This is a genomic window from Oleomonas cavernae (genome assembly GCF_003590945.1).
GTDB lineage: Bacteria > Pseudomonadota > Alphaproteobacteria > Zavarziniales > Zavarziniaceae > Zavarzinia > Zavarzinia cavernae.
The window spans coordinates 3,660,943-3,676,345 of sequence record NZ_QYUK01000011.1 but is presented as its reverse complement, the minus strand read 5'-3'; the positions used below and the strand labels follow the sequence as shown (position 1 = coordinate 3,676,345).

Sequence of the window (15,403 nt, the reverse complement as noted above, 5' to 3'; positions counted from 1 at the left end):
GTGTCACAAACGCAAACGCGAACAGCCACGTACACGGTCATCGACATCGAGAATGTAGCTCGTCGGGTGAAGGCCGACCTCATCATGATCGCGGATAGCACGGCTGGCTGGACCCCAGAGCGAGCCAACCAATACGCACACGACGTCGAGGTCCTCGCGAAGGCCGGATACCTAGAGTACGTCGACGTCACGCTCTTCAGCGCCGGCGTCGAGATAAAGGCCACGCGATTCGATGTCGACACGGATGCTGGAGGCCTGACCTCCAGCCGCCCCGGCGGAGTGCTATGGCCAAGGGTGGCTATTCCTTTTCTGCGGATCGTTCTCGGCTACACCAACGCTTACACCGCCTCTGCGAAGGAGGCCATGAAGGGCAAGCTAAAAATCAGCTGGTCGCCAACTGATGCCGATACCAGCCACAGCGGTCTGAAATCGACCGGCGGGCGTGCATACGCCAGCAACAGCTACGGCATGCAGCGAAAGGATTGGGCCGCGTGAGCCAGGTTTCGATTTTTGACAGTGAAACACCGCTTCCTGACGACGGGCTGGCTCGCCGAGCAAAGACGCTGTTGGGCTTTGATGCGCGCTATGCCCGCGTCCATGACCAGCTTCGCTTGCTGCTCAATGTGGGCGAATTGGCGAGCTGGAATAAGCTGCACCATGGGGGTCGGTTGACGCTATGCGACCTCGTCGCCGAGCAGTATCCGCTTGTCATTTTCCACGGGGACGTCGGGACTGGAAAGACGGCCGTCGCCGAATGCATGGCCAACCGGCTGGTGGCCGAAGCGCGCAGCGAAGACTCGACTCTCTTCAAACTCAGCAATCGTGTACGCGGTAGCGGTATGGTGGGCGAGATGGGCACGCTGATCGCCGATGCCTTCAAGAAGGTAGTGCAGTCCGCGGGCAAGCACCGCCGGGCGATCCTCGTCATCGACGAGGGCGACAGTCTTGCGGCCGCGAGGTCGCAGCAGTACAGCCACCACGAAGACAAGGTGGCTGTGAATACTCTGATCCAGTGCGTCGACGATCTGCGCCAATACGGCGGCCGGATCGTGGTCTTCCTCTGCACCAATCGCCTATCTGCACTTGACGCCGCTCTCCAGAGGCGTGCGGCTATCATCGAGGAGTTTCGTCGGCCCTCCGACGAGGAGCGGCGCCAACTCCTGTCGATGGATCTTGCCGCGCTTTCGTTGAACTCCGCCCAGATCGGCCAGTTGGTGACCGCTACAGGTCCGCGGAGCGGACAGCCGACGTGGACCTATTCTGATATCCGCACGCGTCTCTATCCGGCGGCTTTAGCTAGGGCCTATCCCAAGGATCCGTTGCGGTTCGAGCACCTGTACGAAATTGCAACGACGCTTAGAGCTTCTCCCATCATGGAGGACAAATAATGGCCCGCTCACCTCTGTTCGGCCGCCGCATCCATATCGCCGGCAGCATTGTCGAAGATGTCGCGGTCGCGGCCGGAGATGATGTCCGCCTAGCGCGCGACCTGGTGGCCGGTCTGGTCAAAGAGCTGGTAAAGCGGGGTGCCAACTTCGTTGTGCCGGTGGATGCGGAGCCAAAGCGCAAGAGCGATGGATCGCCGATCTGTTTCGACTGGCTGATTTGGCAAACTATCCGCGACAACCTGGCCCGTCGGCCGGCTGATGCGCCTGGGCCGTTGGCGGTCGCCGTTCAGCATCATAAGAGCGAGGATCAGATTCCGGCCGAGTTCATCGATTTGTGGGACGATTTGCGCAGCTCATCGCTGGTGCAGATTGAGAACGCCGCGTACTGGAACATGAACAGCAAACGCATGGAGGCTCAGGCGAGGTTCGGAGATATCCTCGTACCGTTGGGCGGAACCGAGGGTGTGTTATTCCTCGCCAATCTCTATCACGACGCAGGCAAACCCATCGTTCCATTGAACCTTCCCCTGTGCCCAGAGAGCACTGGCGCGCGTCGGCTCTACAGTTTCGGGCTCACCAGTCATCAAACGAGGAGGCTGTTCCAGATTGCCGATGGGGGTGACGCGCATCATTGGTTGAACCGCATCCGTTTTCCCACTCGGCAATCGACCGCCGAGCGCGTCGGCGATCTAGTGGATCTGCTGGAATCGCTCGAACGCCCGCCGGCGTTCGCGGTGCGGCTGCTGAACCCTGACCTGCCCGAATATGCTGACGTACAGGATTTCTTCGATATCGTGGTGCAGCCCGTCATAGAGAGTGAGTTGGGCTATCGCCTCGTCGTAATCGATGGCCGCCAGGCCTATGATCATGCGCGCATCGATGAGGAGATTTTCGCCAAGCTGCATCGCAGCAGCGTCGTTCTTGCTGACATCACTGGCGCCAGGCCTAACTGCTTCCTCGAACTGGGCTATGCGCTGGGGCGCGGCCTGCCAACCATGGTCATGGCGCGAGAGGGCGGTAGTCTTCCATTCGACATCACTACACTATCGGGCCTGCACTGGTCGACCAAGGGATCGGCCGAGGACCGCCGCAGCGCGTTTCGTGAGCATTGGAAGGCGATCCGCAACAGGCCACCTCTCGTTCCAGCGGAGCCCTTGATCTCATGAGCAGCAAGCGCGAAATATTCATATCCGTCGACGTGGAGACTGCCGGGCCAATTCCCGGCGAGTTTAGCCTGCTCTCGATCGGCGCTTGCGACGTTGATGACGAGTCCAAGTGGTTTAGCATCGAGCTGAAACCAATCAATAACAATGCCGATCCCAGGGCCCTGGAGGTGACGGGCCTATCGTTGGAGGAACTAGCCGAGCGTGGCAGTGATCCGACGGTGGCCATGAAAGCGTTCGCCGATTGGGCGCTGGCGCTTGCGGGACACGATGCCTCGCTTGTGTTCGTTGGCTTCAATGCGCCGTTCGACTGGTCGTTCATAAACTACTATTTCCATCGCTTCACGGGTGTGAACCCATTTGGCTTTGCCGCATTGGACATCAAAGCTTTGTATATGGGCGCAACGGGCAGCACATGGTCCGACACTCGATCGAGCCAGATCTCCAAACATCTCTCGCCTACGCGCCAGGGCGATCATGACGCCCTTCATGACGCGAAATACCAGGCCGAGTTATTCCGGCTGGTTCGTGCGCTTGGCGGCAGGGCAGTTAGTTGAATGCGGCCAGAATGGCCGAGACAGGCGCGAAGCTGCCATTGGGACCGACGTACGGCCGCGGTCATCCATGGGGTAACAGGAACAGTTTGAGCCAACGCTTGGCCACGAGAGTACGACCGCGTCAACAGGCGCGGCTCATGTACCTGTCAGCCCCTTAAGTGCCTTGGAGATCTTGGATATCGGCTGCAGGTTCACAGCTTCCGCGAGCGAACTGGGCAGCTTTAAGATCACCAGGCGTTGGCTTTCCTTGCGCAGCAGCCCAAGGGGATTCGTTAAATCGACGACACGGCCTCCTGCCTCCATACTCATCGCGAGTCGTCGAGTTTTCTGGGCATCGAGTTCAGCAACGAAAATTCCAGCTACGTCGCGCTCATAGCCTTCTGGTATGGAACTTCCGCGTCTGAAAATCGGATGGAAATTGATGGCCAGAGCATATGGCACAGACAATTTCTTTGCCGCGTCCGAAGCCTTGGATGATTTTATCAGCTTTAAGCCGGGGAACTTATCCCTGGCATTTATAAACCCATGACGATCCTTTGTTTCGTCAAGGACAGATAATTGCGAGAGATATTCCTCCGCGCTTTCGTGCGTTGTGACGCTGTCGGGAAGTATGGGGTCGCTTTCGCCGCTGTCGTTCACGCCGTCGCTCCGTCGCTTCCCCCGCTTCACCATTGAAGTGGGGTACGCCACTAAGCGTGCCGAACGACAATTGACCTTTTCAAGCGATACGGCCCGATTGCTAAAATTGTCGGATTGTGAATCACTATTCTGCGACGCGTGTCGTCGCAGAATCCAACACTGACCGATCAGCAGCCGTATCCGTCATCGGATCGAGCACATCGGCATGCCATCCAGAACAAACCTGGATTTCGCGTGTCAGAAACGTGTCAGCAACGTGCCAAACGAGCTGCATGTTCCTGCATCGTTCTGCACTAAATGGGTCAGGAATTTTGACCTGTTATCAGGTCAATTTCCTAGCAATATCAATATGTTAGATTGGCGGATCCGAAAGGATTCGAACCTTCGGCCTCTGCCTTCGGAGGGCAGCGCTCTATCCAGCTGAGCTACGGATCCGCGAGGCGCGCACATTAGCTAAAAGGACGGGACTGGGCAACCCCGGTGAAAGGCCCGGCTTTCCGCCCCTTTCGTTCCCTTTGCCGGGATGGTGGACAGCGCGGTAGGCTCGGCTAATATCCGCCCGCGTTGAAGGAGATTTGACCATCATGGCGATCGAAGCGCCCGAAACCATCCATGTCGATACCCCGACCGTCGCCTGCGACGGCGGCGACGGCGCCCTGGGCCATCCCCGGGTCTACCTGAACATCGAAGGCCATGGCGAGGTGCAGTGCCCCTATTGCGGCCGCCTCTATGTCCTCGAGGGCGACGCCGCCCACGCCCACGCCCACTGAAGGCCGCGGGGCCTTGGCCGAGACGGGCGAACATCTCTATCTGGTCGACGGCTCGGGCTATATTTTCCGCGCCTATCATGCCCTGCCGCCGCTGACCCGGCCGGACGGCACGCCGGTCAACGCGGTCTTGGGCTTTTCCAACATCCTGGCCCGCTTCCTGGCCGATCTCGACGACGGCGACCGGCCGACCCACCTCGCCGTGGTCTTCGATGCCGGCCGGCTGACCTTCCGCAACGAGATCTATCCCCAGTACAAGGCCCACCGGCCCGATCCGCCCGAAGACCTGATCCCGCAGTTCGCCTTGATCCGCGACGCGACCAAGGCCTTCAACGTGGTCTCGATCGAGCTGGAAGGCTTCGAGGCCGACGATATCATCGCCACCCTGGCGGCAGAGTCGCGCCGGCGCGGCGCCCGCTGCACCATCGTCTCGTCCGACAAGGACCTGATGCAGCTGGTCGGCGGCCCGGTCGAGATGATGGACCCGGTGAAGATCAAGCGCATCGGCCCGGCCGAAGTGGTCGAGAAATTCGGCGTGCCGCCGGAAAAGGTGGTCGAGGTCCAGGCCCTGATGGGCGATTCGGTCGACAATGTCCCGGGCGTGCCCGGCATCGGCCAGAAGACCGCGGCCGAGCTGATCAACACTTTCGGCGACCTGGAAACCCTGCTGGCCCGCACGAGCGAGATCAAGCAGCCCAAGCGGCGCGAAAGCCTCGAGACCAACGCCGGCTTGGCCCGGATCAGCCGCGAACTGGTGAAACTCAAGGACGATGTCGTCCTCGCGCTCGATTTCGATACGCTGAAGGTGCGCGCGATCGATGGCGACAAGCTGCTGCCCTTCCTCGAGGAAAACGGCTTCCGCAGCCTGAAGAACAAGCTGGGCACCCGGCTGGCCGGCTCGCTCAGCAGCGCCGCCAACAGGGCGAGCGCCGTAGCAGCGCCGCCCCCGCCGGCCGCGGCGGGCAGCCCCGGCGATTCCCGCTTCGAGACGGTCAGCGACCTGGCCACGCTGGAGGCCTGGATCGCCCGCGCCCTGGCTGCCGGCGCCGTCGCCTTCGATACCGAGACCACCTCGCTCGATGCCATGCAGGCCGAACTGGTCGGCTTCTCGCTGGCGATCGAGCCGGGCCACGCCTGCTACGTGCCCCTGCGCCACCGCGCCCGCGGTGGCCTGGCGCTGGACGGCGAGGTGCCGCAGCAGATCCCGGTGGCGGCCGCCCTGGAACGGCTGAAGCCGCTGCTGGAGGCCGACGATGTGCTGAAGATCGGCCAGAACCTGAAATACGACATGCTGGTGCTGCGCAAGTCAGGCATCGAGATCCGCCCGATCGACGACACCATGCTGATCTCCTATGCGCTGGAGGGCGGCGCCCATGGCCATGGCATGGATGAGCTGTCGTCCCTGCACCTGGGCCACGAGACCATCAAGTTCTCGGATGTCGCCGGCACCGGCAAGGAACGCATCGGCTTCGACGAGGTGGCGATCCCGGACGCGACCCGTTACGCGGCCGAGGATGCCGATGTCACCCTGCGCCTGCACCGCGCCCTGAAACCCCGCCTGTTCCGCGAGCACGTCACCACGGTCTACGAGACCCTGGAGCGGCCCCTGTTGTCGGTGCTGATCGAGATGGAGGCCGCCGGCATCCTGGTCGATCGCGCCGAACTGGCCCGGCTCTCGGCCGATTTCGCCACCCGCATGGCGGAGATGGAGGGCGAGATCCACAAGCTGGCCGGCCGCAGCTTCAATCTAGGCAGTCCCAAGCAACTGGGCGAGATCCTGTTCGACGAGATGAGCCTGCCCGGCGGCAAGAAGATGAAGACCGGCGCCTGGGGCACCGGCGCCGACGTGCTGGAGGAATTGGCAGGGCAGGGCCACGAACTGCCGGCCAAGATCCTGGACTGGCGCCAGCTCGCCAAACTCAAATCGACCTATACCGATGCCCTCCAGGGCCAGATCAATCCGGTAACCGGCCGCGTCCACACCTCCTATGCCATGGCCTCGACCTCGACCGGGCGCCTGTCGTCGACCGACCCCAACCTGCAGAACATCCCGATCCGCACGGAAGAAGGCCGCAAGATCCGCAAGGCTTTCGTCGCCGCCCCCGGCACGGTGCTGATGTCGGCCGACTACAGCCAGATCGAACTGCGCCTGCTGGCCCATATCGCCGATATCGGTGCGCTCAAGGAGGCCTTCGCCAACGGCCTCGACATTCACGCCATGACCGCGTCGGAAGTCTTCGGCGTGCCGGTCGAAGGCATGGACCCGATGGTGCGCCGCCGCGCCAAGGCGATCAATTTCGGCATCGTCTACGGCATTTCCGCCTTCGGCCTGGCCAACCAGCTGGGCATCCCCCAGGGTGAGGCCAGCACCTATATCAAGCGCTATTTCGAGCGCTTCCCCGGCATCCGCGCCTATATGGACGCGACCAAGGTGACCGCTCGGGCGCAAGGCTGGGTCGGCACCATCTTCGGCCGCCGCTGCCACCTGGCCGGGATCAACGACAAGAACCCGGCGCGCCGCTCGTTCATGGAACGCGCCGCCATCAATGCGCCGATCCAGGGTTCGGCCGCCGATATCATGCGCCGGGCCATGATCCGCGTGCCCCCCGCGCTCAACGACGCCGGCCTCTGCGCCAAGATGCTGCTGCAGGTCCACGACGAACTGGTGTTCGAGGTGCCCAACGCGGAGGTGGACGCCACCCGCCGCGTGGTCATCGAGGTCATGGAAAAGGCCGCCCTGCCGGCGATCGACCTGAGCGTGCCCCTGGTGGTCGAGGCCGGCACCGGCCATTCCTGGGCCGAGGCGCACTGACCTCACGGGGGCGCTTCCCTCCTCACCCAACCCTCTCCTCTCAGAGGAGAGGGCTCAAAAACTCCCCTCTGCCCTTGCACGCGGAGGGGTTGGGGGAGGGGGGTGGCCAATAACGCTCAAGGTAATGGCGGATCAATTCAGAGCGAGCTAGGCTCCCCCGATAAAAGAAATAGTGATCACGGTGGGAGAGGCGTTCATGTCCGTTCATTATCGGGCCTGCCATTTGTGCGAGGCGATCTGCGGCCTGGAACTGACGGTGGAAGCCGGCCACGTCACCACCATCAAGGGCGACAAGGCCGACGTTCTCTCCCGCGGCCATATCTGCCCCAAGGGCGTGGCGCTGAAAGACCTGCACGAGGATCCCGACCGCCTGCGCACACCGGTGAAGCGGGTCGGCGACCGGTTCGTCGAGATCGGCTGGGGCGAGGCGGTTTCGACCGTGGCGACCAGGCTGGCAGAGACCGCCAAGGCCCATGGCCAGGACGCCGTGGCACTCTACTTCGGCAATCCCAACGTCCATTCGTCGGGCCTGCTGACCCATGGCGGCGGCCTGGGCCGGGCGATCAAGACCAGGTCGGTCTATTCCGCCACCTCGGTCGACCAGCTCCCGGCGCAATTGATGGCCCTGTGGATGTACGGCCACCAGAATTTCCTGCCGATCCCCGACATCGATCATACCGACCTGTTCATGGTGTTCGGCGGCAATCCCATGGCCTCGAACGGCAGCCTGATGACGGTGCCCGATTTCCCCGGCCGCCTGCACGCGCTGAAAGCCCGCGGCGGCCGCATGGTGGTGGTCGACCCGCGCCGCACCGAAACCGCCAAGGTGGCCGACGCCCACCATTTCATCCGCCCGGGCACCGATGCCCTGGTGTTGCTGGCCATGGTCAATGTGCTGTTCGCCGAGGGCCTGGCCAAGCCCGGCCGCCTGGCCGACTTCACCGACGGGATCGAGGCGGTGCGCGACGCCGTGGCCCCCTTCACCCCGGAACGGGCGGCCGCCCAAAGCGGCCTCGACGCCGATATCATCCGCGCCCTGGCCCGAGAGGTGGCGCAGGCGCCCCGTGCCGCCGTCTATGGCCGTATGGGGGTTTCGACCCAGGCCTTCGGCACCCTGTGCCAATGGGCGATCCAGCTCCTGAACCTGCTGACCGGCAACCTGGACCGGGAGGGCGGCACCCTGCTGGCCCATCCGGCGATCGAGGCCGGCATGGCACCGCGCGGGGCGGGCGGCTTCGGCCGCTGGCACAGCCGCATCCGCAACCTGCCCGAATTCTCCGGCAACCTGCCGGTGGCGGCCCTGGCCGAGGAAATCCTGACCCCCGGGCAGGGCCAGGTCCGCGCCCTGCTGACCATCGCCGGCAACCCGGTGTCCTCGACGCCCAACGGCCGGCAACTCGACGCGGCGCTGGACGATCTCGATTTCGTCGCCTGCGTCGATTTCTATGTGAACGAGACCACACGCCACGCCGACATCATCCTGCCGCCGGCCTCGCCGCTCGAACGCGGGCACTACGACCTCGCCTTCTACAATCTGGCGGTCCGCAATGTCGCCCGCTGGAGCGAACCGCTGTTCGACAAGCCCGAGGGTGCGCGCCACGACTGGGAAATCCTCACGGCACTGGCCACGGAATACGCCCGGGCCATGGGCAACGAGCCGCCCAACCTGCTGCCCAGCGAGACCATGATCGATTTCGGCCTGCGCACCGGGCCCTACGAACTCGATCTCGAGACCCTGAAGGCCAGCCCCCATGGCGTCGACCTGGGCCCGCTGCGCCCCTCGTTCCCGGAACGGCTGGTGACCAACAACGGCCGCATCACCGCCGCCCCGGCCGGCTGCCTGGCCGATCTGGCGCGCCTCGCGGCGGCAAAGCCCGAGGCCGGCCTGGTCCTGATCGGGCGGCGCCACGTCCGCTCGAACAATTCCTGGATGCACAACAGCACCCGCCTGGTCAAAGGCCCTAACCGCCAGCGCCTGCAGATGCACCCGGCGGACATGGAGGAGCGCCAGATCCGCGACGGCGCCCGGGTGGCGGTGAGCAGCCGCATCGGCACGGTCGAGATCGAGGTCGAGGCCAGCGGCGATGTCATGCCGGGCGTGGTCTGCCTGCCCCACGGCTGGGGCCAGAGCACGCGCGACGGCATCCAGATGAGCGTTGCCAACGCTTCCGGCGGGGTCAGCTTCAACGATCTGTCGGACGAGAACCGGCTGGACGTTGCCAGCGGCAACGCCGTGCTGAACGGCGTGCCGGTCGAGGTGCGCGCGCTGGCGGTGTGATCTGGGTCCTTGCGGGGCGGATCCTGGCGCCACCATGGCGCCGTCACGGTGACATGGGGGGAAAACCATGGTTGGACTTCGTCGCACCGCCTGCCTAGCGGCCGTGCTCATGACCGTTGCTGCCGGCACCGCCCGGGCCGGCGATTACAATGTCTATTGCGCCGGCACGCACCTGGAAATCGACAGCCGCAACTGGGACCAGATGCTGTCCGCCCGCGGCACGCCGTTGTGCAAGCTGGGCGAGTTCAACTACCTGTCCGATGCCGAGAAGTTCGTCGAGAAGAACTTCGGCGGCAAGGACAAGGAATGCTACTGCCCGCGGTGAGCCTCATTTGCCCCCCTCCGCCCGCTTGCGGGGGGAGGGGCTGGGGGAGGTGGGTCGGGCCGCTTCGAGGTGCCGGTGTTTTGGCCCCACGACCTCCTCACCCAACCCTCTCCTCCCGCGGAGGAGAGGGCTTTTGATCGCCCTTCAATAAGGCCGGTCGGGGAAGGTGATCGTCTCGCCGGGCAGGCGCGGGCCCATCAGCACGTTCTCGTGATAGGTCGAGAGCATGGCCCGGCGGTTCAGCACGTTGGTCTCGGTCAGGCCGGGCTCGGGCACCGGTTCGTGGCCCCAGTGGCCCCAGGTGTCCACGCCCCGCACCAACTGTCCCGAGCCGCGGCCGACATGCTGGCGCGCCTTGGCCGGGGTGTAGTCGTAGAGGATCGCCACGCGGCGCTTGTCGCTCATGTTCGCGGCCGAGCCGTGCACGGCATTGCCGTGGAAGATCGCGATCTCGCCCGCCTCTAAGGTCAGGTCCACGGCCTGGTCCGGGTCGGCGCCGACGACGCGGGCGACCAGGCGGTTCAACTGGCCCGGCCCCTCGGTCAGGGTGAAGGGGCGGACCCGGTCGTGGGTCGCCGGGATCACCCGCAGGCAGCCGTTCTGCGCCGTCGCCGGCGACAGCGCCACGAAGACGATGACGAAGGCCGGCTTCACCTCGATGCGCGCCGAATCCTGGTGCCAGCCGTAGTCGATATGGCTGCCCGGGTTCTTGATCCGGAAGGTCGCGTTGGTCATCAGGATGTCGGGGCCGATCAGGTCCTCGACCGCATCGAGCAGCAGGGGATGGCGGCCCAGCTCGTAGACCCAGTCGAACAGCAGGTTCGCCTTGATGTCGAAGGCCCAGGAGAGGTCTTGCGGCCGCTCGGCCTCGAAGGCCTCGGTGCGGGCGTTGAGCTCGGCCACCTCGGTAGGGTTCAGGACGGCCAGGTTCGAAACGAAGCCGTCGCGCTGAAAGCCGTCGACCTGCGCCTGGTTCAGGAACTTGCCCATGTACCCTCCGGTTTGGGGTGGAAGAACGGCGGCCGCGCCGCCAGCCAGATGAAGCGCGAGAACAACAGGATGGTGGCGACCACGCTGGCGACGACGATCGCCAGGATCAGCCCCAGCGAACCATGGCCCAGGGCGACGCCGAGGTAGTAACCAAGCGGGATCATCACCACGAGGTAGGCGATCAGGTGGGCCGTGGTCGGCGCCCAGGCCTCGCCGTAACCGCGCAGGATATTGGCGACCACACGCTGCGAACCGTCGATCAGCACGACGATGCCGACCAGGGCGACCAGCGGCCGGGCCGCCGCGGTCAAGGCCGGATCGGTGGTATAGAGCGCGGTGATGGTCTCGGGGATGGTCAGAAAGACGGCGGAGACCACGCCCATCAGCCCGGCATAGACGCCGACGCCGGACCAGCCGGTGCGCGCCATGCCGGCAGCGTCCTGGCGGCCATAGGCCTGGGCGACCCGCACGGCCGAGGCCCCGCCGACGCCGACCGCCAGCATGAACAGCAGCATGTTGAGGTTGATGGCGATCGAATAGCTGGCGAGGTCGAGCGCGCCCAGTTGCCCGGCGAAGATCACCATGACCGCGAAGGCGCCGCTCTCCATGCCCATGCTCAGTCCCTCGGCATAGCCGATGCGGCGCTGGCGGGCACCCGGCGCCCAGGCATGATCGGCCCGGGCGGCGCGGCCTAAGCCGTGCCGTTCCGGCATCAGCCACAGCACGTAGCCGACGGCACTGCCGGCCAGGATCAGGCGGGCGATCAAGGTCGCCCAGGCGGCCCCCAGGGCACCTAGGCCTGGCAGGTCGAACAGGCCGAAGACCAGGACCTGGTTCAGCACCAGGTTGACCACATTGGCGCCCAGCAACAGCCACACCCCGACATAGGGCCGGCCCACCGATTCGAGCAGCATGATGGTGGCGAGATAGACCAGCATCGGCGGCAGCGACCAGGCGAAGATCGCCGTGATGCGGGCGGCGCTGTGCGCCAGGTCGGGTGCCTGGTCCAGGCTGAGGTACAGCCACTCGGCCCCCATGGTCAGCCCTAGGCCGATCGCGCCGATCACCAGGGCGTAACCCATGGAGCGGCGCCAGATCCGGCCGCATTCGGCCAGGCTGCCGCGGCCGAAGGCGCCCGAGATCTCGACCATGCCGCCCAGCAGCAGGCCCAGGCCCACGGTCTGCATGGTGTGCACTAGGCTCAGCCCTAGCGAGAAGGCGGCGAGGTCGGCGGTGCCGTAGTGGCCGACCATCATGTTGTCGACCACCAGCATCAAGGTCAGGCCGATACGCGCCATGATGATGGGCAGGGCAAGCCGCGTCAGCGCGATGGCTTCGCCCGTTCCACCCCCGCGCGCTGTGCCCATGATGAGATCAGTCCCGGTAATCCGGTGCCTCGACGCTCAGGATGCGTTCCAAGGCATCGAAGTGATAATTGGCTTCCAGTTCGAACACGCTGGCGAACTGCGCCGCTGTGGCGGCTGCCACATTGGGGCTGATCTCACGCAAGGGTGCGCCGGTGCTGGCCGCCAGGACCTGAACCTGGGCCGCTCGCTCGAGGTAATAGAGGTCGTTGAAGGCCTGGGCGATGGTGCGGCCGTGCACGACCACGCCGTGATGGGCCAGGAACACGATGTCCTCGCCGCCGGCTGCCCCGGCCGAGATGCGGCTGCCTTCCTCGGCATCCATGGCCAGGCCGTTGTAGTCGTCGTCATAGGCGAGGCGGCCCCAGAAGCGCAGCGAGTTCTGGTGCACGAAGCGCAGGCGCCCGCCCTCGACACAGGTCAGCGCCGTGGCATAGGGCATGTGGGTGTGCATGATGCACAGGGCATCGGGGCGCGCCTTGTGGCCTTCGGTATGAATGAAGAAGGCGGTCGCCTCGGCCACCCCGTCGCCTTCCAGCACCACGCCGCCGCCGTCGACCAGCAGCAGGTTGCTGGCCCTGATTTCCGACCAGTGCAGGCCCATGGGGTTGATCAGGTACAGTTCCTCGTCGCCGGGGATCCTGACACTGAAGTGATTACACACACCCTCGTGCAGGCCAAAGCGCACGGCCAGGCGGAAGGTCGCGGCTAGCTGGCGCCGCAGCTCGGCGGTTTTCGAGATCTCCAGCATGGGCGCCCTCCAGCAATCGAACAGGTCTGCCAATCGGGTATCACACTGCCCCAAGGGCGGCAATCTTCCTTAGTAAAAACAAAGGTTTGAGAACATTCAAAGGATGTTGCGGGGAAGCTTCGAACTGGCATCATCGATGCTGGTTTATCGATCCGATGGAGTTGTCCGATGCGTGCCAGGGCCGACTATCAGCATATCGACGTGCAGCCCATCGGCGGCACCTTCGGCGCCCGGATCGACAGGCTCGACATCGGCCGGCCCATCGGCGACGCCGCCTGGGCCGAGGTCGAGCGGGCCTTCCACGACCACCGGGTGGTGATCCTGGCCGACCAGCCGCAGGCGCCCGAGCGGATTGTCGAATTGAGCGGCCGCCTGGGCTTCACCGAGACCCATATCGATTCCAGCCATCTGCTGGACGGCCACCCCGAGATCATCCTGATCGGGAACCTGAAGGTGAACGGGGTGATGAAGTCCCTGTTCGTCAACGCGCGCGAGGAATGGCACTTCGACTATTCCTATATCGCCAAGCCCTCGATCGCCGCCCTGTTCTATGCCGTCACCGTGCCGCCGGAAGGCGGCGACACCCTGTTCGCCGATGCGACGGCGGCCTTCGACGCGCTGGACGAGGCCGAGAAGGCGCGCCTGCGCAGGCTGACCGCGGTGCATTCCTGGGCCCAGCTCCACAAGCAGTTGGAGGCCATGGATCCGACGCGCAAGCCCTTGTCGGAAGAAGCCTTGCGCAAATACGCGCCGGTGCCCCAGCCGCTGGTCTACCAGCACCCGGTGACCGGTCGCGAGTCCCTGTGGCTGGCGCCCCAGGTGATCTCGGAAATCATCGGCATGGACCCCGGCGAGGCGACCGCGCTGCTCGATCGGCTGACCGCCCACGTTACCGCACCGGCCTTCACCTATCGCCACAAGTGGCGCCAGGGCGATCTGGTGTTCTTCGACAACCGCGCCGTCCTGCACACCGCCACGGTCTTCGATTTCGAACGCCACCAGCGCCTGATGTACCGCACCACCATCCTGGACGGCGGCCCGGCGATCGCGGCGTGAACGTTATTAACCGCCGTCATCCCGGCGAAGGCCGGGATCCACGGTAGGGGAAAGCGCGAACAGACCCGTATTGCCACAACAGTGGATCCCGGCCTTCGCCGGGATGACGATGGATGGTTGGGTGAGGATATCCCCCGAGGCAATGCCCGGTACGCAGGGCATTACCTCGGGGCACCGCGCGCCGGGCAGGGGTGTCATCGCCCGGCGGGGCGGATCAGTAGCCGCGCGCCGGGTCGACGGCGTTCAGCAGCGGCTTGCCGGCCAGGGTCCGGTCATAGTTCTCGATCACCGTCGCGGCCGCGGTCCCGGGTGCGATCCCGCCTGCCACGTGGGGCGTTACCAGGATTTCCGGCCGGCCGTAGAGCGCATGGTCGCGCGGCAGCGGTTCGGCCGAGAAGACGTCGAGCGTGGCGCCGGCAATCTGCCCGGCCTCGATCGCCGCCACCAGGTCGGCCTCGACGAGATGGGCGCCGCGGCCCATGTTCATGACATAAGAGCCCCTGGGCAGCAGGGCAAAGGTCCGGGCGTTGAGGATGCCCGCCGTCTGCGCCGTCAGGGGCAGGACGCAGATCACCATCTTCACGCTGCCCAGGAAACCCGGCAATTCATCCAGCCCGGCATAGGCGGTGACGCCCGGCAGCGCGCGCCGGCTGCGCGACCAGCCCGCGACGGGAAAGCCCAGGCCCGCCAGGCAGGCGGCGGTGGCGCCGCCCAGCACGCCGGTACCCATCACGCCGACCGGGAAATCGGCCTTGCGCGCCGGCGTGGCATAGTTCCAGGCCCGCTCCCGGGTCTCGCGCTCATAGCGGTCGAAGGCGCGGAAATGGCGATAGGTCGAGGCGACGGCATAGTCGACCATGGTCTCGGTCAGCGAGCTGTCGATCAGCCGGGCAAGCGGAATGCCCGCCGGCAGTTCGGCCAAGTCGAGCTGGTTGACGCCGGCGCCCAGCGACTGGATGCCCTTGAGGTTCTTGTAGGGGCCGAGGCCGCCCGGCGGCGGCTTCCACAGCAGGGCGAATTCGACCGTCTCGGGCGCCGTGACCGCGCGCCAGTCGACGATCTTGAGCTCGGGCCGCAAGGCGGCGATGGCCCGGGCCCAATCCACCGGATCGTCGAGATCGCTCGAAAACAGGATCGTCTGTGTCATTTGTCATTACACGCCCACCAAGGAGACAGCCCAAGTCGTTGCGGCGCGGAAAGCGCGTGCGGCCACTGAAAAATCGCAGAACAACCGCACCCGGCGATTACAAATTTTTCAAATCATCATTTGATCGCGGATAAAGCTCAAATATTGGGCGCGGCAATCCGGTCGT

The 15,403-nt window shown here is 64.9% G+C and carries 14 protein-coding genes and 1 tRNA gene; 9 read left to right on the top strand and 6 right to left on the bottom strand.

Going from position 1 to position 15,403, the window contains the following annotated elements; genetic code table 11:
• From D3874_RS21710 to D3874_RS21695, 4 genes are read left to right on the top strand one after another with little or no spacing between them, the layout of a single operon-like run.
• Nucleotides 1-495: an HORMA-1 domain-containing protein gene (locus tag D3874_RS21710; RefSeq protein WP_119780813.1), complete on the top strand. Its 495-nt coding sequence runs from the start codon at nucleotides 1-3 to the stop codon at nucleotides 493-495.
• A complete protein-coding gene (locus D3874_RS21705) occupies nucleotides 492-1,388 on the top strand; it encodes an AAA family ATPase (RefSeq protein WP_119782431.1) in 897 nt (298 codons plus the stop codon). The genes D3874_RS21710 and D3874_RS21705 overlap by 4 nt, the downstream gene beginning before the upstream one ends.
• The gene (locus tag D3874_RS21700; RefSeq protein ID WP_119780810.1) at nucleotides 1,388-2,554 is read left to right on the top strand and encodes a hypothetical protein; all 1,167 of its coding nucleotides are present in this window, start codon (nucleotides 1,388-1,390) and stop codon (nucleotides 2,552-2,554) included. The genes D3874_RS21705 and D3874_RS21700 overlap by 1 nt, the downstream gene beginning before the upstream one ends.
• Nucleotides 2,551-3,108, top strand: coding sequence for a 3'-5' exonuclease (locus D3874_RS21695; protein ID WP_119780807.1), 558 nt, complete (start codon nucleotides 2,551-2,553; stop codon nucleotides 3,106-3,108). The genes D3874_RS21700 and D3874_RS21695 overlap by 4 nt, the downstream gene beginning before the upstream one ends.
• A gap of 135 nt (nucleotides 3,109-3,243) precedes the next feature.
• Here the strand turns inward: D3874_RS21695 and D3874_RS28150 are convergent, their stop codons facing one another.
• The gene (locus tag D3874_RS28150) at nucleotides 3,244-3,747 is read right to left on the bottom strand and encodes a hypothetical protein (protein WP_147385772.1); all 504 of its coding nucleotides are present in this window, start codon (nucleotides 3,745-3,747) and stop codon (nucleotides 3,244-3,246) included.
• Between the two features lie 358 nt (nucleotides 3,748-4,105).
• Nucleotides 4,106-4,182: transfer RNA gene (locus D3874_RS21690), tRNA-Arg, on the bottom strand.
• A gap of 149 nt (nucleotides 4,183-4,331) precedes the next feature.
• On the opposite strand from D3874_RS21690, the gene D3874_RS21685 reads away from it, so the two are divergent.
• The 4 genes from D3874_RS21685 to D3874_RS21670 all read left to right on the top strand — a co-directional run bounded on the left by D3874_RS21685 (nucleotide 4,332) and on the right by D3874_RS21670 (nucleotide 9,929).
• On the top strand, nucleotides 4,332-4,517 hold the full coding sequence (locus tag D3874_RS21685; RefSeq protein ID WP_119782430.1) for a zinc-finger domain-containing protein: 186 nt from the start codon (nucleotides 4,332-4,334) through the stop codon (nucleotides 4,515-4,517).
• Nucleotides 4,477-7,326 carry a DNA polymerase I gene (polA, locus tag D3874_RS21680; protein WP_119780805.1) on the top strand — a complete coding sequence of 950 codons (2,850 nt, stop codon included), beginning with the start codon at nucleotides 4,477-4,479 and terminating at the stop codon, nucleotides 7,324-7,326. Before D3874_RS21685 ends, polA begins: the two co-directional genes overlap by 41 nt.
• A gap of 196 nt (nucleotides 7,327-7,522) precedes the next feature.
• Complete coding sequence (locus D3874_RS21675) at nucleotides 7,523-9,604, top strand: molybdopterin-dependent oxidoreductase (RefSeq protein WP_119780802.1); 2,082 nt, start codon at nucleotides 7,523-7,525, stop codon at nucleotides 9,602-9,604.
• Nucleotides 9,605-9,671: 67 nt separating this feature from the next.
• Nucleotides 9,672-9,929, top strand: coding sequence for a hypothetical protein (locus tag D3874_RS21670; RefSeq protein WP_147385771.1), 258 nt, complete (start codon nucleotides 9,672-9,674; stop codon nucleotides 9,927-9,929).
• Between the two features lie 144 nt (nucleotides 9,930-10,073).
• Here the strand turns inward: D3874_RS21670 and D3874_RS21665 are convergent, their stop codons facing one another.
• From D3874_RS21665 to D3874_RS21655, 3 genes are read right to left on the bottom strand one after another with little or no spacing between them, the layout of a single operon-like run.
• Nucleotides 10,074-10,919: a phytanoyl-CoA dioxygenase family protein gene (locus D3874_RS21665; protein ID WP_119780796.1), complete on the bottom strand. Its 846-nt coding sequence runs from the start codon at nucleotides 10,917-10,919 to the stop codon at nucleotides 10,074-10,076.
• Entirely contained in the window at nucleotides 10,904-12,286 is a 1,383-nt protein-coding gene (locus D3874_RS21660; protein WP_119780793.1) for an MATE family efflux transporter, read from the bottom strand. Before D3874_RS21660 ends, D3874_RS21665 begins: the two co-directional genes overlap by 16 nt.
• A 7-nt stretch (nucleotides 12,287-12,293) precedes the next feature.
• Nucleotides 12,294-13,034 carry an aldolase gene (locus D3874_RS21655; protein ID WP_119780790.1) on the bottom strand — a complete coding sequence of 247 codons (741 nt, stop codon included), beginning with the start codon at nucleotides 13,032-13,034 and terminating at the stop codon, nucleotides 12,294-12,296.
• A 168-nt stretch (nucleotides 13,035-13,202) separates the two neighbouring features.
• On the opposite strand from D3874_RS21655, the gene D3874_RS21650 reads away from it, so the two are divergent.
• Nucleotides 13,203-14,090, top strand: coding sequence for a TauD/TfdA dioxygenase family protein (locus tag D3874_RS21650; RefSeq protein WP_119780787.1), 888 nt, complete (start codon nucleotides 13,203-13,205; stop codon nucleotides 14,088-14,090).
• A gap of 214 nt (nucleotides 14,091-14,304) precedes the next feature.
• Here the strand turns inward: D3874_RS21650 and D3874_RS21645 are convergent, their stop codons facing one another.
• Nucleotides 14,305-15,237, bottom strand: a complete 933-nt coding sequence (locus D3874_RS21645) for a 2-hydroxyacid dehydrogenase (protein WP_119780784.1) — start codon at nucleotides 15,235-15,237, stop codon at nucleotides 14,305-14,307.
• Between the last annotated feature and the right edge of the window lie 166 nt (nucleotides 15,238-15,403).